The organism is Pseudomonas sp. SP16.1 (genome assembly GCF_052682975.1).
Genome location: NZ_JBQYFZ010000001.1, coordinates 4,314,941 through 4,332,991 on the forward strand (window position 1 = coordinate 4,314,941; position 18,051 = coordinate 4,332,991).

The following is an 18,051-nucleotide window of genomic DNA, read 5'->3' on the forward strand; positions in this document are numbered from 1 at the left end:
GGCGCCCGCTATCCGGCCGTCTGCAGATTGAGCACCAGCAGACGCGCGGCGGTTTCGGCGTCCGGCTGGCCATCGTGATTGGCCGGGCGGTACTTCATCTGGAAGGCGGCGATGACGTTGCGCGTGGCCTCGTCCAGTTCGCCGTGCTGCGGCACGCCGTAGCCCTGCTGCGCCAGCTGCTCCTGGAACCACTGCACGCTGGGCAGGCTGGTGGCGAACAGCGCCTGCTGGCGGCTCACCGCCGCCTCGTCCGGCCAGGGAACCAGGCCCTCGTCGGCCAGGCGCTTCCAGGGAAACAGCGGACCCGGATCGACCTTGCGCTGCGGCGCCACGTCGCTGTGGCCGACGATCGCGCCGAGCGGCAGCTGGTGGCGCCGTACGATGTCCTTGAGCAAGGCCACCAGCGCATCGATCTGCGCTGGGGCGAACGGCTGCCAGTAGCGGCCATTCGGGCCCTGGTAATAGCCCTGGTTGACCAGCTCGATACCGATGGTCGTGGCATTGAGCCAGGTCCGCCCCTGCCACTCGCTGACCCCGGCGTGCCAGGCGCGGCGATCCTCGTCGACCAGGCGGTAGATGGTCGCCGGCGCGTCGCCGATCAGGTAGTGGCTGCTCACCTCGCTCTCGCTGAGCAGCTCGAGCGAGCGCGCCAGGTCGGTGGAGGTGTAATGCAGCACGACGTACTGCACCCGGCTGTTCTGCCCCACCGCGGTGTGGCTGGTGTCGATGCGCGGGCCGGCGCAGCCGCCGAGCAGGGTCAGGAGAAGGGCGATGCAGACTGCTTTCATGCTTGGCCGAAGACGCTTTGTAGGTTGTCCAGCAACATGTCGACACTGAGCATGATCAGCAGCATGCCCATCAGTCGCTCCACCGCGGTCAAGCCGCGGGTTCCGAGAAAACGCTGGAGGAACGAGGCCTGCAGCAGAATGAATGCCGTCGCCGCCCAGGCCAGGATCAGCGCCAGGTAGAGCTCCCACAACGGCCCACCATGGGTGTTGCGCAGGGTCATCAGCACCGCCAGCGCCGAAGGCCCGGCCACCGCCGGGGTGGCCAGCGGCACCAGCATCGGCTCGCCGTCCGGCACGTCGCCGAGCAGGCCCTGCGGGCTGGGGAAGATCAGACGCATGGCGATGACGAACAGGATGATACCGCCGGCGATGGCGGTCGCCTCGCGCGACAGCCCCAGGCTGCTGAGCACCTTGTCACCAAAGGTGAGGAACAGCAGCAACAGGGCCAGGGCGAACAGCAACTCGCGCGCGGCGACCCACAGCCGCCGGCGCGGAGTGAGGTTCTTCAGCGCGGCGATGTAGATGGCGATGTTGCCGAAAGGGTCGGTGACCAGAAAGATCAGCACGGCGATGCTGAAGATGTCCATGAGCGTCTCCACTGGGCGGGCAGACAGTCTAGAGAGTCCGCCTGCCGTCGTCTCGCGCGAAATTGTCCGGCGATGGCACCTCGGCCGGCCGCCGCGGTCTTTACTGACAGTGTACGCGGCAACGGACGGGCGACCTTGCGGCCAGCCGGCGATCGCATATACCCAAGGATAAGCGCCAGAGGAGTGCATCATGCTCTCGTCCCTGCTGTGGCTGAAACAGGATCTGCGTCTCGACGACAACCCCGCCTTGCAGGCTGGCCTGCACAGCGAGCGGTTGCTGCCGCTGTACGTGTTCGACCCGCGCCACTGGCGCATCGGCCCGCTCGGCTGCCGGCGCCAGGGGGTGCACCGCACCCGCTTTCTGCTGGAAAGCCTGGCGGCGCTGGATGTCGCCCTGCGCCAGCGCAGCTCTTCCCTGCTGGTGCTGCATGGCGAGCCGGAACGGCTGATTCCCGAACTGGTCGCGCGACTCGGCCTGCAGCAGGTACTGACCCAGGCGGAAATCGCCCCGGAGGAGCAGGCCGTGCAGACGCGCCTGCGCGCCGCCCTCGGCAAGGTGGCGCTGCTGGAGTTGCCCGGCAACGGCCTGCTGCGCGAGGCGGAACTGCCCTGTCCGCCCGATCGCCTGCCGCAGGTGTTCAGCCGCTTTCGCGAACAGTGCGAGGCGCGCCTGCCGGTGTTCCAGCCACAGCCGGCGCCGAACGCCCTGCCGCCGCTGCCGGAGGCCGCACTCGACTGGCTGCAGCCGCTGCCCAGCCTGTCCCAGCTCGGCCTCGGCGAGCCGCTAAGCGTGCCGAGCAGCAGCTTCCCCTTCGCTGGTGGCGAGGCCGCGGCGCTGGCCCGCCTGCGCGACTATCTGTGGGATAGCCAGGGCGTACGCCATTACAAGGACACCCGTAACGGCCTGATCGGCAGCGAATACTCCTCGAAATTCTCGCCCTGGCTGGCCAACGGCAGCCTGTCGGTGCGCCGGGTGCTGGCCGAGTTGCGCCGCCACGAGGCGCTGTACGGACGCAACGACTCCACCCACTGCCTGTGGGTGGAGCTGCTCTGGCGCGACTTCTTCCGCTGGACGCTGGTCCGCCACGGCCGCGCGCTGTTTCGCGCCGCCGGCATGAAGGCCACGGCGCACGCGCCGCAACAACTCGACGAACGCTTCGAGCGCTGGTGCCGGGGCGCCACCGGCATGCCCTTCGTCGATGCGAACATGCGCGAGCTGGCGGCGACCGGATTCATCTCCAATCGCGGCCGCCAGGTGGTGGCCAGCTACCTGATCAACGACCTGCAGCAGGACTGGCGCCATGGCGCCGCCTGGTTCGAGGAGCATCTGCTGGACTACGACCCGGCCAGCAACTGGGGCAACTGGGTCCATCGCGCCGGCGTGGCCAGCGACCCGCGCCACGCACGGGCGTTCAACGCCCTGCGCCAGGCCCGCCAGTACGACCCGGACGCCAGTTACGTCAGCCTGTGGATGCCGGAGCTGCGCAGCGTCGCCGCGCACCTGCGGCATACCCCCTTCCTGCTGCCGCGCCTGCAACTGGAGGCGCTGCACTACCCCCGTCTGGAGCAGGTGCCGGAGACCTGGCGTCCCTACCTGCCGGGCGCCGCCTAAAACACCGGCACGGACGCCCAGCGCAGCCGGCGGCCCGAGCGGCGGCCGGCAAGCGCCGCCGGTTAACCCAGTTCGATGCGGTTGCGCCCGCCGGCCTTGGCGCGGTACAGCGCCTGGTCGGCGCGCTCGAACACCGTCTCGGCGCTGTCCTGGCCACGGAATTCGGCGAGCCCGGCGGAGAAGGTGATGACCAGCGGCTCGCCCTTGAAGTGGAACGGGCAGGCCTCGACCGCCGCGCGCAGCGTCTCCAGCAGCTGCGCGCCGCCTTCCAGCGGGGTCGCCGGGATCAGCAGGACGAACTCCTCGCCGCCGAAGCGGGCGATGAAGTCGGTCTTGCGCAGGCGCTTGTGCAGCTCGCCGGCGATGATCTTCAGCACCCGGTCGCCAGCCAGATGGCCGTAACCGTCGTTGATCCGCTTGAAATGATCGACGTCGAGCACCGCCAGCAGCAGCTCGCCGCCGTAGCGCTGGCGCCGCGCCGTCTCCAGCTCCAGGCGCTCGCCCCAGGCCGCGCGATTGGGCAGGCCGGTAAGCGGGTCGAGCAGCGACTTCTGCCGCTGCTCCTCGATATGCTGGCGAAACTGCTGGGCCTCCTGCTCCATCTCGGCGACCCGCTGCACCAGGGCCTGCAGGCGCTGGGCCAGCTCTTTCTCGCGGCGGTCGTGCTGGCGCTGGTGGCTGCCGAGGCTCTGCAGCAGACCGTCCAGGCGCTGCTCCAGGGTCAGCTTGAGCGTCTGCAGATCCGCCGCCTCCTGCACGCTGTGCTGCAGGCCGCTGACCTGCTCGCTCAGCTGCTGATGGAAACTGCGCGCGCTCTCGATGGCGGCGTCGTGACCCTCGTGCGCCGCGCTCAGACTGCCGATAAAAGTCGCCAGACGCTCGTTGAGCAGTTTCAGGTAGCCGGCGAACTCGCGCTGGCCGCTGTCGGTCGCCGCCAGCACCAGCACTGCCAGATCGTCCAGCACCGGAACCAGCTCGTACCAGTTCAGCGGCCCCTGCACCCGCTCGCGCAGCGCGTCGCACTGCGGCTGGTGGTGCGGCGGCAATTGCAGCTCGGCGAGCAGGCCGAGCAGGCTCTCGGCGATATGCGGCGCCACCGCGCTATAACCGGGTTCGCTGCCGGGCAGGGCGAAGCGCTGGACGTCCTCGCCTTGCTCGGCCAGCAACCCTGGCGGCAGGGGCAGGCTGTCGAGCGGCGGCGGTGCCTTGGCCGCCGCCGCTCGGCTCGGCTCGGCGGCGGGCTCGCGCGGCCTTTCGGCGGACGCCGGCGGCACCGCCGCTGCGACTTCATCGCCTCGGTCGCCGCCCGCGTCGCCCCGGCTGCCGAACAGGCGCTGCAGCAGGCCGGGTTGTTCCGCGGCCGGCGTACGCAGCACCTCCAGCGTCTGGCCCTGCAGCCGGCTCAGCTGGCTGAGCAGGGCCGGCAACTGATGGCTCAGACCGCTCGCCGCCTGCAGCTGCCTGCCCAGGGCTTTGAGCGCCTTGCGCACCTCGCGCGGCGGCTGCAGCTGCTGCAGCTGCTCGATCAGCCGTGCCAGCGCTGCGTTGGCCTCGCCGGCGCGCTGCTGGCGGCGCAGCTCGGAGTCCAGCACGGCCTTTTCCAGGCGCGGGATCAGGCCGCCGAGCGCCGCGTCCATGTCGTCGCGGCGAAGGATGTCGCGCATCTCCTGCATGCACTGGTCGACCGCCTTGTCCGCGCCCTCGGCCGCCAGGCTGCTACGCACCAGGCCGCGCCGCAGCAGGTCGAGGCGCAGCTCCCAGCGGCGCTCGAGCCGCTCTTGCTGCTCCAGGCTGCTCAGGTACTTGTCTTTCCAGCGTTGGGCATCGTCGCTCATGGGCTCACCCGGAAATGGACGGTTGCAACATGGGGACGCCGTCGGTGGATTGCGCATGCGGCAGGCGGATCTCCACGGCGACCGGCAGGTGGTCGGAAATCGCCTGAGTCAGCACGTCGACGCGCTCCAGTTCGAGCCCGGGGCTGAGCAGAATATGGTCGAGGCAGCGCTGCGGCCGCCAGCTGGGAAAAGTCGCCTGGACCTGCGGAGCGACCAGGCCGAGGTCGCGCAGCGGCGAGTTCTCCAGCAGGTCGTTGGCGTGGGTGTTCATGTCACCCATCAGCACCAGGTGACGGAACTCGCCGACCCGCTCGCGGATATAGGCCAGCTGCCGGGTGCGGGTGCGCGGGCCGAGGGCCAGATGCATCATCACCACACCCAGCGCCTGCTCGCCTTCGCCCAGGCGCAGGATGATCGCCCCGCGCCCCGGCGGCCCCGGCAGCGGGTGATCCTCCAGCAGCGAGGGACGCAGACGACTGAGCACGCCGTTGCTGTGCTGGGCGATACGTCCGAGGTTGCGATTGAGCTGTTGGTACCAGTAGGGAAACGCGCCCTGCTGGGCCAGGTATTCCACTTGATTGACGTAGCCCGAGCGCAGGCTGCCGCCATCGACCTCCTGCAGGGCGACCAGATCGAAATCGGCGAGCAGGTCGCCGATACGCTGCAGTGTGCCGGAGCGCCCGGCATGCGGCAGCAGGTGCTGCCAGCTGCGGGTCAGGTAGTGGTGGTAGCGCTGGGTGCTGATGCCGACCTGGATATTGAAGCTGAGCAGGCGCAGCCGTCCGTCTGCAGGTAGCGCGGCGCCGGGCTGGCAATGCGGGTTGACCTGCGGATCGCACAGGCCAACCGCGCGGGTCTGTCGCCAGCGGCGCAGCACGTCGGGCTTCCAGCCGCTCAGAGCGCGGCGCGCTCCTGGGCGATCAGATGGTCGGCGACCTCCAGGGCTTGCTCCGGGCCGCCCGCCGAACCGATGTCGAAGCGGTACTTGCCGCCGACGATCATCACCGGAACGCCGGTGACCTGGTAGGCCATGGCCAGCTTCTTGGCCTTCTCCATCTGGCCTTTGACGGCGAAGGAGTTGAACGTCTTGAGGAAGGCCTCGCGATCCACGCCCTGGGTGGCGACGAAGTCGGCGAACTCCTCGGCCGAGGCCAGCTTCTTCTTCTCCTGGTGGATGGCCTTGAACACGGCTTCATGCACCTTTTGCTCGACCTTCATGCTTTCCAGGGTGATGAACGCCTGGCCGTGCACGTTCCAGATACCGCCGAACAGCGCCGGGATGCGCACGAAGTTGACGTCTTCCGGCAGCTGCTCGACCCAGGGGTTGAGCGTGGCTTCGAACTGATAGCAATGCGGGCAGCCGTACCAGAACAGCTCCACTACCTCGATCTGGCCGGGCTTGGACACCGGCACCGGGCTCTTCAGCTCGACGTACTGCTTGCCGGCGACGGGCTCGGCATGGGCGGTGAGACCGAACAGGCTGCTGATGGCCAGAGCGGCGCCGAAAATCAGGTTACGCATGGAGTACTCCTTGGCTGGACAACGTCGCCCACTGGCGAATCGATACTACGACCCATCGCCGCGAGGCTGGTTCCGGCCATTGTAGCTGCGGCGCAAACGAAAAAGGGTGGCCGAGGCCACCCTTTGTCTTACCAACTGCAACAGCGGTCAATGCAGACCCTGGATGAAGCTGGAAACCGCCTCGATATCCTTGTTGCTCAGCTTGGCCGCGATGGCGCGCATGATCATGCTGTCGCCGTCGTTGGTCCGATTGCCCTCGCGGAAATCGGTCAGCTGCTTGGCCACGTAGGTCGCATGCTGGCCACCCAGCTGCGGGAAGCCGGCGGCATCGAGACCGGCACCGTTCGGCGAATGGCAGCCGGTGCAGGCCGGCATGCCTTCTTCCAGCTTGCCGCCGCGGAACAGCGCTTCGCCACGCTCGACCAGCTTGGGATCGGCGGCGCCGACGCTCATCTTCTGGCTGGCGAAATAGGCGGCGATGTCGGCCATGTCCTGCTCGCTGAGGTTATCCAGCATGCCGGTCATCTCCACCACCGAACGAGCGCCGGACTTGATGTCGTGTAGCTGCTTGAGCAAGTAACGCTCGCCCTGACCGGCCAGCTTGGGAAAGTTTGGCGCGGGGCTGTTGCCATCGGCGCCATGGCAGGCGCCACAGACGGCGACTTTGCCCTGACCGGCTGCGGCATCGCCGGCAGCCTGTGCCAGGCCGGTGAGGCCCAGGGTCAACAGCAGACTCACGAGTACTTTGTTCATCAGCTAATCCAATTACGGCTAAGAGAGAAAGGTTATCGAAGGGGTTGACTCATTCGGTCATCAGCTTGATGACCGCCTGGTAATCCTCGGCGGTGCAGTCCATGCACAGACCGCGGGGCGGCATGGCATTCAGACCATTGGTGACGCTTCCCACCAGTGCATCCATGCCCTTGGCCAGACGCGGCTCCCAGGCGGCCTTGTCGCCCTTCTTGGGAGCCGTGGGAATCTGGCCATTGTGGCAGACGCCACAGGCACGGTCGTACACGGCTTGCGGATCTTGAGCGGCGTGGCCGTTGAAAGACAGCATCAGAGCGGCAGCCGCGAGCAGCATTTTCTTCATCAGATCGACCTCATCAGGTAGGGGAACGTCCTGCTTTCTAACGAGCAGAGCATCCGATCGTTCCCGGCAATTGGGTTCCTGCGGGTGGGACAAAGCGCACACAAAATCTGCGGCATTATATACTGGCGACACTGAAACGGAAACGACGCCGCTTGCCGCGCCACCTGGCGTGCCGCAGGTGCGCGGAAATGTCGCAAGTCCCCGACCGCACTCTCGCGAGGTCGAGGCGCCATCGGAAAATCCCCATGCTCCCGAAGAACCCCATCATCGGTCTGTGCCAGCAGGCCAGCTTCCTCATCAGTGCCGCCAAGGTCGACCAGTGCCCCGAGGACAGCGGCCTGGAAGTGGCCTTCGCCGGCCGCTCCAACGCCGGCAAGTCGAGCGCGCTCAATACCCTGACCCATGCCAGCCTGGCGCGAACCTCGAAGACGCCGGGGCGCACCCAGCTGCTCAACTTCTTCCGCCTGGACGATGAGCGCCGCCTGGTCGACCTGCCCGGCTACGGCTACGCCAAGGTGCCGATCCCGCTCAAGCAGCACTGGCAGAAGCACCTGGAGGCCTACCTGGGCAGCCGCGAGAGCCTCTGCGGCCTGGTGCTGATGATGGATATCCGTCATCCGCTGACCGAGTTCGACCGCATGATGCTGGACTGGTCGGTGGCCAGTGGCATGCCGTTGCACATCCTGTTGACCAAGGCCGACAAGCTGGCCTTCGGCGCGGCGAAGAACGCCCTGCTCAAGGTGCGTCAGGAGATCCGCAAGCAGTGGGGCGAGGGCATCAGCATCCAGCTGTTCTCGGCGCCCAAGCGCATGGGGGTGGAAGAGGCGCAGCTGGTGCTGGCAGGCTGGCTGGCTGGACCTATTGCCGCAAGAGAATGAAGAAAGCGCTGAGGAGGCCTGAAGCGTAGGGTGCGCTGTGCCCACCGAGACCACAGGGAATATTCGGTGCGCACAGCGCACCCTACGGAACTGCAGCCGCCCTCTCCCGCGAGTGGGAGATCACCATCTGATGCGCGTACGGCACTTTTCTACGGGCAAAAAAAACCCCGAGCTTCGTATGGGGAGGGAGAAGTTCGGGGTTCAAGGTCTGAACCGCTAGGGCGGGGTTCAGATGTCTGCCAACACTTAACACAACAAAGGAGCATTGAAAGGCTTAACGGCCATTCAAGAACTCTGACCGGGCTCCTGCGCGGAAAGTTCATCGACGCCTTAAAAACCGTTCGCAATAAGCGCAGATGAATCAATTCCCGAACGACCTATACGGCGCGGTCGTCGCGTATTCTCGCCGGGATCAGTGCGCCTCGTCCCAGTTGGCACCGACACCCACCTCCACCAGCAGCGGCACGTCCAGCTGCGCGGCCCCGCCCATCAGCTTCCTGATCTTCGCGCCGACTTCCTCGACCAGCCCCTCGCGCACCTCCAGCACCAGCTCGTCGTGCACCTGCAGGATGATCCGCGCGTCGATGCCGCTGTCCTGCAGCCAGGCGTCCACGGCGATCATCGCGCGCTTGATGATGTCCGCCGCGGTGCCCTGCATCGGCGCGTTGATCGCCGCGCGCTCGGCGCCCTTGCGCATGGCCTGGTTCTGCGCGTGGATTTCCGGCAGGTACAGGCGGCGGCCGAAGACGGTTTCCACATAACCCTGCTCGGCGGCCTGCGCGCGGGTGCGTTCCATATAGCTCAGCACGCCCGGGTAGCGGGCGAAGTAACGGTCGATATAGGCCTGCGCCTGCTTGCGGTCGACGTCGATCTGCTTGGCCAGACCGAAGGCGCTCATGCCGTAGATCAGGCCGAAGTTGATGGCCTTGGCCTTGCGCCGCTGATCGCTGCTCACCTCCTCCAGCGCCACGCCGAACACCTCGGCGGCAGTGGCCTTGTGCACGTCGCGGTCGTGGCGGAAGGCATCCAGCAGGCCTTCGTCCTTGGCCAGGTGGGCCATGATGCGCAGCTCGATCTGCGAGTAGTCGGCCGCCAGCAGCTGGTAGCCCTTGGGCGCGACGAAGGCCTGGCGGATACGCCGCCCTTCGGCGGTGCGGATCGGGATGTTCTGCAGGTTCGGATCGCTCGACGACAGCCGGCCGGTGGCCGCCACCGCCTGGTGGTAGCTGGTGTGGATGCGCCCGGTGCGCGGGTTGATCTGTTCCGGCAGCTTGTCGGTGTAGGTGCTCTTGAGCTTGCTTAAGCTACGGTACTGCATCAGCACCTTGGGCAGCTCGAAGTCCTGCTCGGCCAGTTCCGCGAGCACCGCCTCGGCGGTGGACGGCTGGCCCTTGGCGGTCTTGCTGATCACCGGGTAGCCGAGTTTCTCATAGAGGATCACGCCGAGCTGCTTGGGCGAGGCCAGGTTGAATTCCTCGCCGGCGATGGCGAACGCCTCGCGCTCCAGTTCCACCAGCTTGTCGCCCAGCTCGACGCTCTGCTCGCCGAGCAGCTTGGCGTCGACCAGTGCGCCATTGCGCTCGATGCGCGCCAGCACCGGCACCAGCGGCATCTCGATTTCGCGCAGCACCTTGGCCAAGGACGGTACGGCTTCGAGCCGGCGCCACAGTTCCTGGTGCAGGCGCAGGGTCACCTCGGCGTCCTCGGCGGCGTAGGGGCCGGCCTGCTCCAGGGCGATCTGGTCGAAGGTCAGCTGCTTGGCGCCCTTGCCGGCGATGTCCTCGAAACGAATGGTGCTGTGATTGAGGTACTTCAGCGCCAGGCTGTCCATGTCGTGGCGGGTCGCGGTCGAATCCAGCACGTAGGATTCGAGCATGGTGTCGAAGGCCACGCCCTGCACCGCAATCGGCGTGCTGGCGTTGGCCAGGACGTTGATGTCATACTTGGCATGCTGGCCGACCTTGGCCTTGGCCGGGTCCTCGAGGATCGGCTTGAGCGCCTTGAGCACCGCGTCGCGGTCCAGTTGCTGCGGCACGCCCATGTAGGAATGCGCCAGCGGCACGTAGGCTGCCTCGCCGGCCTTGACCGCGAAGGACAGGCCGACCAGCTGCGCCTGCTGGGCATCGAGGCTGGTGGTCTCGCTGTCGAAGGCGATCAGCTCGGCCTGCTCCAGCTTCTTCAGCCAGGCGTCGAACTGCGCCTGCTCCAGCACCAGCTCATAGTCTCCTGCGCCCATCGGCGGCACCTCGGATTCCTCGCCCGCCCCCGCGGCGGGCTCGGCAAACAGGTCGCCGGCCGGCGATGCGGCCTGGGCGGCCAGCGCCTTGTTCTGCCGCAGCAGCTCGTCGAGCCAGGCCTTGAACTCCAGCTCGCCGTACAGCTGCACCAGGGTCGCCTGATCCGGCTCGCCCGGATGCAGCGAGTCGATCTCGATGTTCAGCGCCACGTCGGTCTTGATGGTGGCCAGCCGGTAGGACAGGTAAGCCATCTCGCGGTGTTCCTCGAGCTTGGCCGGCAGGCTCTTGGCGCCGCGGATCGGCAGTTCGGGGACCTTGTCGAGGTTGGCGTAGAGCACGTCGAGGCCGCCGCCGACGCCCACCAGCAGGCCCAGCGCGGTCTTCTCGCCGACGCCGGGCACGCCGGGGATGTTGTCGACCTTGTCGCCCATCAGCGCCAGGTAGTCGATGATCAGCTCGGGACCGACACCGAATTTCTCTTTCACGCCATCGGCATCGTAGACGCTTCCGGTCATGGTGTTGACCAGCGTAACGTGCGGGCAGACCAGCTGGGCCATGTCCTTGTCGCCGGTGGAGATCACCACGTCGCGTTTCTCCCCGGCGGCCTGACGGGCCAGGGTGCCGATCACGTCGTCGGCCTCCACCCCTTCCACGCACAGCAGCGGCAGGCCAAGGGCGCGCACGCTGGCGTGCAGCGGCTCGACCTGCACGCGCAGCTCGTCCGGCATGGACGGGCGATTGGCCTTGTACTCGGCGAACAGCTCGTCGCGGAAGGTGCCGCCCTTGGCGTCGAACACCACCGCGAAGGGGCTGTCGGGATACTGCTTGCGCAGGCTCTTGAGCATGTTCAGCACACCCTTGACCGCCCCGGTGGGCATGCCTTTGGAGGTAGTCAGCGGCGGCAGGGCGTGAAAGGCGCGGTACAGGTACGAGGAACCGTCGACCAGGACGAGGGGAGCTTGGCTCATGCGCAGGATCAACCTTTTCGGCGGGGGCGGCGCTAGAATGACCGCATCATTGAAATCAAGGAGCAAGGTTACCATGGGTACAGTCAAACGCCTGTTGCTGGTCGGCCTGCTGGCCTGCCTTCCGCTTGCCGCGCATGCCGAGGATCCGGTGTCCGGCGACCCGGACGTGACCATTCGCCAGGACGGCGACCGCACCATCGAGGAATACCGGGTCAACGGCTTCCTCTACGCGATCAAGGTCACGCCGAAGAACGGCAAACCCTACTTCCTGGTCCGCGCCGACGGCAGCGATGGCAATTTCGTGCGTTCGGACGATCCGGACATGCTGATCCCGGCCTGGGAAATCTTCAGCTGGTAACAAGGCAATTTTGAAATGTCGGTATTCACCCCCCTGGAGCGACACGAGCTCGAAGACTTCCTGGCGCCCTACGGGCTCGGTCGCCTGCGCGACTTCCAGGGCATCGCCGCCGGTAGCGAGAACAGCAACTTCTTCGTCAGCCTGGAGCAGGGCGAGTTCGTCCTGACCCTGGTCGAACGCGGCCCGGTGGCCGATCTGCCGTTCTTCATCGAGCTGCTCGACGTGCTCCACGACGCCGGCCTGCCGGTGCCCTACGCCCTGCGCACGGAGGATGGCGAGGCGCTGCGCAGCCTGGCGGAAAAGCCGGCGCTGCTGCAGCCGCGCCTGGCCGGCAAGCACGTGCGCGAGGCCAACGCCCATCATTGCCAGGAAGTGGGCAGCCTGCTCGCGCGCATCCACCTGGCCACCCGCGAGCGACCGCTGGAGCGGCGCAGCGACCGCGGCCTGGACTGGATGCTGGCCGAGGGCCCGAGCCTGGCGCTCAGGCTGCCGGAGGCCGAACTGCCGCTGCTGCGCGACGCGCTGGCGGAGATCGCCACGCTCAAGCCGCGCATCCTCGCCCTGCCGCGAGCCAACCTGCATGCCGATCTGTTCCGCGACAACGTGCTGTTCGACGGCAACCACCTGGCCGGGGTGATCGATTTCTACAACGCCTGCTCGGGGCCGATGCTCTATGACCTGGCGATTACCCTCAACGACTGGTGCTCGCACGAGGACGGCAGCCTCGACGGCGTCCGCGCCCGCGCGCTGCTCGGCGCCTATGCCGCGCTACGCCCGTTCAGCGCCGCCGAGGCCGAGCTGTGGCCGGCGATGCTGCGCATCGCCTGCGTGCGCTTCTGGCTGTCGAGGCTGATCGCCGCCGAGTCCTTCGCCGGGCAGCAAGTGCTGATCCACGATCCGGGCGAGTTCCAGCGCCGTTTGGCGCAGCGTCAGCGGGTCGATCTGCCGCTGCCCTTCGCCCTGTAGGGTGGATCACGCTGCATCGATCCACCATGACGTTAAGGTGGATGAAAAGAGCGTCATCCACCCTACGTTTCTGCCTCTATCCCTAGCTACCAGAAACCAACGCCGGCAACTGCGCGGCCAGCTTGGCATTGTTGATCGGCGCGCGGATAAAGCCGCGCTGGGTGCCGTCCGGACCGATGATCACCAGGTTGCCGCTGTGATCGACCGTGTAGTTGTCCTTGCTGGTATCGGCGGGGATATAGGGAATGCTCACCGCGTTGGCGAACTTCTGCAGCGTTTCTTCCTCGCCGGTCAGGCCCTGGAAGCCGGCATCGAAATAGGCCAGGTACTTCTTCAGCTGCTCCGGGGTGTCACGCTTGGGGTCGACGCTGACCAGCACCAGGCGCAGCCGCGCGCGGGTTTCCTCGGGCAACTGGCCCTGCAGCTGGCGCAGCTGGGCGAGGGTGGCCGGGCAGATGTCGGGGCAGAAGGTGTAGCCGAAGAACAGCAGGCTCCACTGCTCCTTGAGCTGATCCACCGCCACCTCGGCGCCGTCCTGGTCGGTCAGGGTCAGCGCCGGCAGGCTGCGGCTCTGCGGCAGCAGCACGATGCCGGCGTCGAGCAGCGCGGTGGGGTCGCCCTGACCCTTGGCGGTCAGCACCTTGTTGACGGTGAGCCCCAGCACCAGGGCGACGATGGCGACGAGGACGAAGACGGTGATCTGGGTGCGGGTCATGACAGCCTTTAGATGTTCAGCAGCAGGTAGTGGTCCGCCAGCAGGGCGATGAACAGCAGGAACAGGTACCAGATACTGTACTTGAAGGTATTGATCGCCGCGTGCGGTTTGCTGTCACGGTACAGCACCCAGGCCCAGTGCAGGAAGCGCCCGCCCAGGCCGACCGCACATACCAGATAGAGCAGGCCGCTCATATGGATGGCGTAGGGCAGCAGGGTCACCGCGAACATCACCAGGGTGTAGAGCAGGATATGCACCTTGGTGTAGTGCTCGCCGTGGGTCACCGGCAGCATGGGGATGTCCGCCTTGGCATATTCGGCCTTGCGGTGGATGGCCAGGGCCCAGAAGTGCGGCGGGGTCCAGGCGAAGATGATCAGCACCAGCAGCAGCGGCTCGGCGGAGAGATGCCCGGTGACCGCCACCCAGCCGAGCAGCGGCGGCGCGGCGCCGGCCAGGCCGCCGATGACGATGTTCTGCGGCGTGGCGCGCTTGAGGAAACCGGTGTAGATCACCGCGTAGCCGAGCAGGGAGGCCAGGGTCAGCCAGGCCGCCAGGGCATTGGTGAACACCAGCAGCAGGGCCATGCCGGCCACCGCCAGGAGCAGGGCGAAGGCCAGCGCCGCCGCTGGCGAGACGCGCCCGGCGGTGACCGGGCGCTTGTGCGTGCGCGCCATGATCGAGTCGATGCGCCGGTCCACCACATGGTTGACCGCCGCTGCGGCGCCGGCACACAGGCCGATGCCGAGGTTGCCGAACAGCAGCACGCTCCAGGGCACGCCGGCGCGGGTGGCGAGGAACATGCCGACCAGCGAGGTGATCAGCATCAACAGCACCACCCTGGGCTTGGTCAGCTCCAGGTAGTCGCGCCAGCTGGCGTGTTCGACGTGGGCTCGCAGCAAGGTAGCCATGGCGTTTCTCCTTGTGGTTATTTGCCGAACGTCGGCGCCAGCGCGCCGGCGCAGGGCCTATCGGCGAGCTGACCCTCGCGGGCGCTCGCTCTCAGACGGTAGTTGACCAGCACCAGGGTCAGCAGCAGGGCCGCGCCGCCGGCGTTGTGCGCCACGGCCACCAGCAGCGGCAGGTGGAAGATCACGTTGCTGATGCCCAGGCCGATCTGCACCGTCAGCGCCAGCAGCAGCAAGCCGGCCAGGCGCGGCAGGCCGGCGGCCTTGAGCCGCCAAGCCAGCAGCAGCAGGGCCAGGGTGACGATCAGTGCGCCGATGCGATGACTCATGTGGATGGCGGTGCGCGCGTCGCTGTCGAGCTGCCCGCCCAGATAGTTGGGGCCGATATGCTGGGTCAGGTGAAAGCCGCCCGCGAAATCCATCGCCGGCCACCATTCGCCGTGGCAGGTGGGCAGGTCGACGCAGGCCACCGCCGCATAATTCGAGCTGACCCAGCCGCCGAGGGCGATCTGGCCGATGACCAGCAGCAGGCAGGCCGCCGCCAGGGCGCGCAGACGCCGGGGCAGGTGCAACGGGGCGAAATGCCCGGACAGGCGCAGGCACAGCAGCGCCAGCAGGCTCAGGGTGGCGAAGCCGCCGAGCAGGTGCGCGGTGACCACCTGCGGCCAGAGCTTGAGGGTGACCGTCCACATGCCGAAGGCGGCCTGCACGATGACCAGCGCCAGGATCGCCAGCGGCAACTTGAGCGGCTGGCTCGCCTCCCTGCGCCGGCGCACGGCATGGATCGCCAGGCCGAGGATGACCAGCCCCAGGGTCCCGGCGAAATAGCGGTGGATCATCTCGTACCAGCCCTTGGCCACCTCCACCGGCGCCTCGGGAAAGCGCGTCTCGGCGATGGCCTGTTTGTGCTCGCTCATCGGCACGCCGAGAAAGCCGTAGCAGCCGGGCCAGTCCGGGCAGCCCAGGCCGGCGTGGGTCAGCCGGGTATAGGCGCCGAGCAGCACCACCACGGCGGCCAGAACGGTGGCGAACAGGGCGAAGCGGTAGCCGGGTTTGCGCATCATCGATCCTCAGCAGGCGGCGGCCTGCACAACGGCTCAGCCGATCTGGGAAATCTTCAGCAGGTAGCGCAGGTCGTCGAGAATGGCCTTGCCGCGGCTATCGGCCGGATAGCGCAGCACCAGGTTGCCGTGCGGGTCGACCAGCCACAGCCAGGCGCCAGGCAGACCCTCGGTGGCCTGCTGGTAGGCCCGGGTATCGAGGTCATAGCGACGCAACTGCGGATACTCGCGTTCGAGCTGCGCGGCATAGTCGCCGGCAAGCGGCTCGGCCAGCGCCAGTCCATGGCTTGCCCGCGCCGTTTCACGGTTGAGGCCGATCTGGATCTGCCGCGCCAGGTAGACCAGCTCGCGGCAATCGGCGGCGCATTCGCCGGGCGCCGTCACCAGGATCTGCCAGAGCGGCTGCACGTCGCCCTGCACGCCGAGATCGGCCAGGGTCTGGCCGTCGCCGATCAGCACGCCATGATAGCTGCGTGCCTCCGGCACCCAGAAACGCCACTGATACATGGCGCTGGCCAGCAGCATGGGGCCGATGGCGACGGCCAATAGCAGCAGCAATTGCAGGCGCCCGCGCCCCTTGCGCGGTGCCTCAGGCAGGGCGATGGCTGGGTTCATGGCGACTCTCCCGTGCGTTGTGAATTCCGAGATAGATGAACAGGCCGAGCAGGGCGGCGGCCAGGGCGAACCACTGCACCGCGTAGCCCAGGTGCTTGTCCGGGCTCATGGCCACCACCGGCCAGTCCACCCGATAGCTGGCCGGTCCCGGCTCCAGCCGTAATTCGAGGGGCAGGCCTCCGCGGCCGAGCTGGCGCCACAGGGACTCGGTCTCGACCGCGCCGATCAGCCGCGGCCAGCCTGACGGCTGCCCCGCATCCTGCAACTGCAGACCGCCACTCGGTGCCACATAGACCCAGGCGGTCAGTTGCAAGGCCCCCTCGGGGGTGGTGAAGTGCGGCGGCGTGCGCCGGTCCGGCCAGGGCAACCAGCCGCGGTTGAGCAGCACCCAGAGGCCGCCGGGCTGGTCGTAGAAGGGCTGGAGCAGCTCCACGCCCGCGCGGCCGTCGCGAATGCGATTGTCCAGCAGCAGGCTGTGCTCGGCGTCGAACTGGCCGGACAGGCGCACGCGCCGGTAGGCCGGGTCGCGGCTGCGCTCGAGCTGCGCCAGGCCGACCGGCTCGGCCTGGCGCCGGGCCTCGAAGCTGGCGAGCAGGCCGCGCTTTTCCTCGGCGCGCTGCAACTGCCAGATGCCCAGGCCGAGCAGCCCGGGCAACAGCATCGCCACCAGCAGGCTGGGCAGCCAGCCGGGACGGAAGGCGCTCATCGCGCGCTCCCGCAGGCAGGATGCTGGCTGGCTATACTGCGATACATCACCCATTCCCCCCGGAGTCTCGCATGCTCAAGGCCGCGATCGTCCTCATGCTGCTGGCAACCATTGCCAGCCTGTTCAGCGGCCTGGTGTTCCTGGTCAAGGACGAGGGCCGCGGTTCCCGCGTGGTCAACGCCCTGACCGTGCGGGTCGGTCTGACCGCCGTCACCGTCGCCCTGATCGCCTGGGGCTTCCATTCGGGCCAACTGGCCTCTCAGGTGACCTGGTAGCGGCAACCCCGGTTCCCCCAATCTGTCGTCACAGCACGTAGACGAAGACGAACAGCCCCAGCCAGACCACGTCGACGAAGTGCCAGTACCAGGAGGCCGCCTCGAAGCCGAAGTGGTGGTCGGCGTCGAAGTGCCCGCGCAGGATGCGGATCAGCATCACGCTGAGGATGATCGCACCCAGCGTCACGTGGGCGCCGTGGAACCCGGTGAGCATGAAGAAGGTGGCGCCGTAGATGCCCGAGCCCAGAGTCAGCCCCAGCTCGGTGTAGGCCTCGATGTATTCCTCGACCTGGAAGAACAGGAACGCCGCGCCGAGCAGGATGGTGGCGGCCAGCCAGGCCTTGAGCGGGCCGCGCTTGTTCTTCTTCAGCGCATGGTGGGCGAAGGTCACGGTGAAGCTGGAAGACACCAGCAGGACGGTGTTGAGCAGCGGCAGCTGCCAGGGGTCGATCACCGCCGAAGGCGGCGGGAACAGCTTGGAGTCGGGGTTCTGCAGCAGCGGCCAGCTGTATTCGAAGCCCTCCCAGAGCATGTTGGCGATGCCCTTGGAGCCCTCGCCGCCGAGCCAGGGGCCGGCCCAGGTGCGGATGTAGAACAGCGCGCCGAAAAAGGCGGCGAAGAACATCACCTCGGAGAAGATGAACCAGCTCATGCCCCAGCGAAACGAGCGATCCATCTGCGCGCTGTACAGTCCGCCGCGGCTCTCCTTGATCACGTTGCCGAACCAGCCGAACAGCATCCAGGCCAGGATCAGCCCACCGACGAAGAAGATCAACGGACCGTTGGAGCCTTCGCGTCCCGCCGACAGATCATTGAACCAGGTGCCGACACCGAAGACGCTGACCAGCATGCCGATGGTGGCGATGATCGGCCACTTGCTCTGGGCCGGAACGTAGTAATGCTCGTGACTTTCGTGACTCGACATTGTTGT

The 18,051-nt window shown here is 67.3% G+C and carries 19 protein-coding genes; 5 read left to right on the forward strand and 14 right to left on the reverse strand.

Annotated elements, in window-relative coordinates; genetic code table 11:
* Positions 1–8: 8 nt before the first annotated feature.
* Positions 9–788 carry an N-acetylmuramoyl-L-alanine amidase gene (locus ACUTAF_RS20355; RefSeq protein ID WP_445581664.1) on the reverse strand — a complete coding sequence of 260 codons (780 nt, stop codon included), beginning with the start codon at positions 786–788 and terminating at the stop codon, positions 9–11.
* A complete protein-coding gene (locus tag ACUTAF_RS20360; protein WP_445581665.1) occupies positions 785–1,375 on the reverse strand; it encodes a MarC family protein in 591 nt (196 codons plus the stop codon). Before ACUTAF_RS20360 ends, ACUTAF_RS20355 begins: the two co-directional genes overlap by 4 nt.
* A gap of 190 nt (positions 1,376–1,565) precedes the next feature.
* Here ACUTAF_RS20360 and ACUTAF_RS20365 point away from each other — a divergent pair, with 190 nt between their 5' ends.
* Positions 1,566–2,987, forward strand: coding sequence for a DASH family cryptochrome (locus ACUTAF_RS20365; protein WP_445581666.1), 1,422 nt, complete (start codon positions 1,566–1,568; stop codon positions 2,985–2,987).
* Positions 2,988–3,049: 62 nt separating this feature from the next.
* On the opposite strand, the gene ACUTAF_RS20370 is transcribed toward ACUTAF_RS20365, so the two are convergent.
* The 5 genes from ACUTAF_RS20370 to ACUTAF_RS20390 all read right to left on the reverse strand — a co-directional run bounded on the left by ACUTAF_RS20370 (position 3,050) and on the right by ACUTAF_RS20390 (position 7,436).
* Positions 3,050–4,822, reverse strand: a complete 1,773-nt coding sequence (locus tag ACUTAF_RS20370) for a GGDEF domain-containing protein (protein WP_445581667.1) — start codon at positions 4,820–4,822, stop codon at positions 3,050–3,052.
* Positions 4,823–4,826: 4 nt separating this feature from the next.
* Positions 4,827–5,699, reverse strand: coding sequence for an endonuclease/exonuclease/phosphatase family protein (locus ACUTAF_RS20375; protein WP_445581668.1), 873 nt, complete (start codon positions 5,697–5,699; stop codon positions 4,827–4,829).
* Positions 5,700–5,716: 17 nt separating this feature from the next.
* Positions 5,717–6,343 carry a thiol:disulfide interchange protein DsbA/DsbL gene (locus ACUTAF_RS20380; protein ID WP_445581669.1) on the reverse strand — a complete coding sequence of 209 codons (627 nt, stop codon included), beginning with the start codon at positions 6,341–6,343 and terminating at the stop codon, positions 5,717–5,719.
* Between the two features lie 147 nt (positions 6,344–6,490).
* The gene (locus ACUTAF_RS20385) at positions 6,491–7,096 is read right to left on the reverse strand and encodes a c-type cytochrome (RefSeq protein ID WP_445581670.1); all 606 of its coding nucleotides are present in this window, start codon (positions 7,094–7,096) and stop codon (positions 6,491–6,493) included.
* Positions 7,097–7,145: 49 nt separating this feature from the next.
* A complete protein-coding gene (locus ACUTAF_RS20390) occupies positions 7,146–7,436 on the reverse strand; it encodes a c-type cytochrome (RefSeq protein WP_445581671.1) in 291 nt (96 codons plus the stop codon).
* 245 nt (positions 7,437–7,681) lie between these two features.
* Here ACUTAF_RS20390 and yihA point away from each other — a divergent pair, with 245 nt between their 5' ends.
* The gene (gene yihA / locus ACUTAF_RS20395; RefSeq protein WP_445581672.1) at positions 7,682–8,314 is read left to right on the forward strand and encodes a ribosome biogenesis GTP-binding protein YihA/YsxC; all 633 of its coding nucleotides are present in this window, start codon (positions 7,682–7,684) and stop codon (positions 8,312–8,314) included.
* Between the two features lie 412 nt (positions 8,315–8,726).
* On the opposite strand, the gene polA is transcribed toward yihA, so the two are convergent.
* On the reverse strand, positions 8,727–11,519 hold the full coding sequence (gene polA / locus ACUTAF_RS20400) for a DNA polymerase I (protein WP_445581673.1): 2,793 nt from the start codon (positions 11,517–11,519) through the stop codon (positions 8,727–8,729).
* Positions 11,520–11,592: 73 nt separating this feature from the next.
* On the opposite strand from polA, the gene ACUTAF_RS20405 reads away from it, so the two are divergent.
* Positions 11,593–11,877, forward strand: a complete 285-nt coding sequence (locus ACUTAF_RS20405) for a DUF2782 domain-containing protein (RefSeq protein ID WP_445581674.1) — start codon at positions 11,593–11,595, stop codon at positions 11,875–11,877.
* A gap of 15 nt (positions 11,878–11,892) precedes the next feature.
* The gene (locus ACUTAF_RS20410) at positions 11,893–12,843 is read left to right on the forward strand and encodes a homoserine kinase (protein ID WP_445581675.1); all 951 of its coding nucleotides are present in this window, start codon (positions 11,893–11,895) and stop codon (positions 12,841–12,843) included.
* Positions 12,844–12,925: 82 nt separating this feature from the next.
* On the opposite strand, the gene ACUTAF_RS20415 is transcribed toward ACUTAF_RS20410, so the two are convergent.
* From ACUTAF_RS20415 to ACUTAF_RS20435, 5 genes are read right to left on the reverse strand one after another with little or no spacing between them, the layout of a single operon-like run.
* Positions 12,926–13,558 (reverse strand): SCO family protein, encoded by a 633-nt coding sequence (locus tag ACUTAF_RS20415; protein WP_445581676.1) that lies wholly within the window; start codon positions 13,556–13,558, stop codon positions 12,926–12,928.
* 8 nt (positions 13,559–13,566) lie between these two features.
* Positions 13,567–14,466 carry a heme o synthase gene (cyoE, locus tag ACUTAF_RS20420; RefSeq protein ID WP_445581677.1) on the reverse strand — a complete coding sequence of 300 codons (900 nt, stop codon included), beginning with the start codon at positions 14,464–14,466 and terminating at the stop codon, positions 13,567–13,569.
* A 17-nt stretch (positions 14,467–14,483) separates the two neighbouring features.
* Complete coding sequence (locus ACUTAF_RS20425; protein WP_445582482.1) at positions 14,484–15,524, reverse strand: COX15/CtaA family protein; 1,041 nt, start codon at positions 15,522–15,524, stop codon at positions 14,484–14,486.
* A 36-nt stretch (positions 15,525–15,560) separates the two neighbouring features.
* The gene (locus tag ACUTAF_RS20430) at positions 15,561–16,139 is read right to left on the reverse strand and encodes a hypothetical protein (RefSeq protein ID WP_445581678.1); all 579 of its coding nucleotides are present in this window, start codon (positions 16,137–16,139) and stop codon (positions 15,561–15,563) included.
* Positions 16,114–16,845, reverse strand: a complete 732-nt coding sequence (locus tag ACUTAF_RS20435; RefSeq protein WP_445581679.1) for an SURF1 family protein — start codon at positions 16,843–16,845, stop codon at positions 16,114–16,116. Before ACUTAF_RS20435 ends, ACUTAF_RS20430 begins: the two co-directional genes overlap by 26 nt.
* A gap of 71 nt (positions 16,846–16,916) precedes the next feature.
* Here ACUTAF_RS20435 and ACUTAF_RS20440 point away from each other — a divergent pair, with 71 nt between their 5' ends.
* Positions 16,917–17,120, forward strand: coding sequence for a twin transmembrane helix small protein (locus ACUTAF_RS20440; protein ID WP_445581680.1), 204 nt, complete (start codon positions 16,917–16,919; stop codon positions 17,118–17,120).
* Between the two features lie 28 nt (positions 17,121–17,148).
* On the opposite strand, the gene ACUTAF_RS20445 is transcribed toward ACUTAF_RS20440, so the two are convergent.
* Positions 17,149–18,045, reverse strand: a complete 897-nt coding sequence (locus tag ACUTAF_RS20445; RefSeq protein WP_445581681.1) for a cytochrome c oxidase subunit 3 — start codon at positions 18,043–18,045, stop codon at positions 17,149–17,151.
* Positions 18,046–18,051 lie beyond the last annotated feature (6 nt).

Bases quoted from the DNA above. Each gene is read 5' to 3' on its own strand.
- ACUTAF_RS20390 (WP_445581671.1), bottom strand. From the start codon at position 7,436: ATGAAGAAAATGCTGCTCGCGGCTGCCGCTCTGATGCTGTCTTTCAAC.
- ACUTAF_RS20385 (WP_445581670.1), bottom strand. From the start codon at position 7,096: ATGAACAAAGTACTCGTGAGTCTGCTGTTGACCCTGGGCCTCACCGGC.
- ACUTAF_RS20365 (WP_445581666.1), top strand. From the start codon at position 1,566: ATGCTCTCGTCCCTGCTGTGGCTGAAACAGGATCTGCGTCTCGACGAC.
- ACUTAF_RS20440 (WP_445581680.1), top strand. From the start codon at position 16,917: ATGCTCAAGGCCGCGATCGTCCTCATGCTGCTGGCAACCATTGCCAGC.
- ACUTAF_RS20355 (WP_445581664.1), bottom strand. From the start codon at position 788: ATGAAAGCAGTCTGCATCGCCCTTCTCCTGACCCTGCTCGGCGGCTGC.
- ACUTAF_RS20380 (WP_445581669.1), bottom strand. From the start codon at position 6,343: ATGCGTAACCTGATTTTCGGCGCCGCTCTGGCCATCAGCAGCCTGTTC.
- yihA (WP_445581672.1), top strand. From the start codon at position 7,682: ATGCTCCCGAAGAACCCCATCATCGGTCTGTGCCAGCAGGCCAGCTTC.
- cyoE (WP_445581677.1), bottom strand. From the start codon at position 14,466: ATGGCTACCTTGCTGCGAGCCCACGTCGAACACGCCAGCTGGCGCGAC.
- polA (WP_445581673.1), bottom strand. From the start codon at position 11,519: ATGAGCCAAGCTCCCCTCGTCCTGGTCGACGGTTCCTCGTACCTGTAC.
- ACUTAF_RS20430 (WP_445581678.1), bottom strand. From the start codon at position 16,139: ATGAACCCAGCCATCGCCCTGCCTGAGGCACCGCGCAAGGGGCGCGGG.
- ACUTAF_RS20370 (WP_445581667.1), bottom strand. From the start codon at position 4,822: ATGAGCGACGATGCCCAACGCTGGAAAGACAAGTACCTGAGCAGCCTG.
- ACUTAF_RS20445 (WP_445581681.1), bottom strand. From the start codon at position 18,045: ATGTCGAGTCACGAAAGTCACGAGCATTACTACGTTCCGGCCCAGAGC.
- ACUTAF_RS20415 (WP_445581676.1), bottom strand. From the start codon at position 13,558: ATGACCCGCACCCAGATCACCGTCTTCGTCCTCGTCGCCATCGTCGCC.
- ACUTAF_RS20360 (WP_445581665.1), bottom strand. From the start codon at position 1,375: ATGGACATCTTCAGCATCGCCGTGCTGATCTTTCTGGTCACCGACCCT.
- ACUTAF_RS20435 (WP_445581679.1), bottom strand. From the start codon at position 16,845: ATGAGCGCCTTCCGTCCCGGCTGGCTGCCCAGCCTGCTGGTGGCGATG.
- ACUTAF_RS20405 (WP_445581674.1), top strand. From the start codon at position 11,593: ATGGGTACAGTCAAACGCCTGTTGCTGGTCGGCCTGCTGGCCTGCCTT.
- ACUTAF_RS20410 (WP_445581675.1), top strand. From the start codon at position 11,893: ATGTCGGTATTCACCCCCCTGGAGCGACACGAGCTCGAAGACTTCCTG.
- ACUTAF_RS20425 (WP_445582482.1), bottom strand. From the start codon at position 15,524: ATGCGCAAACCCGGCTACCGCTTCGCCCTGTTCGCCACCGTTCTGGCC.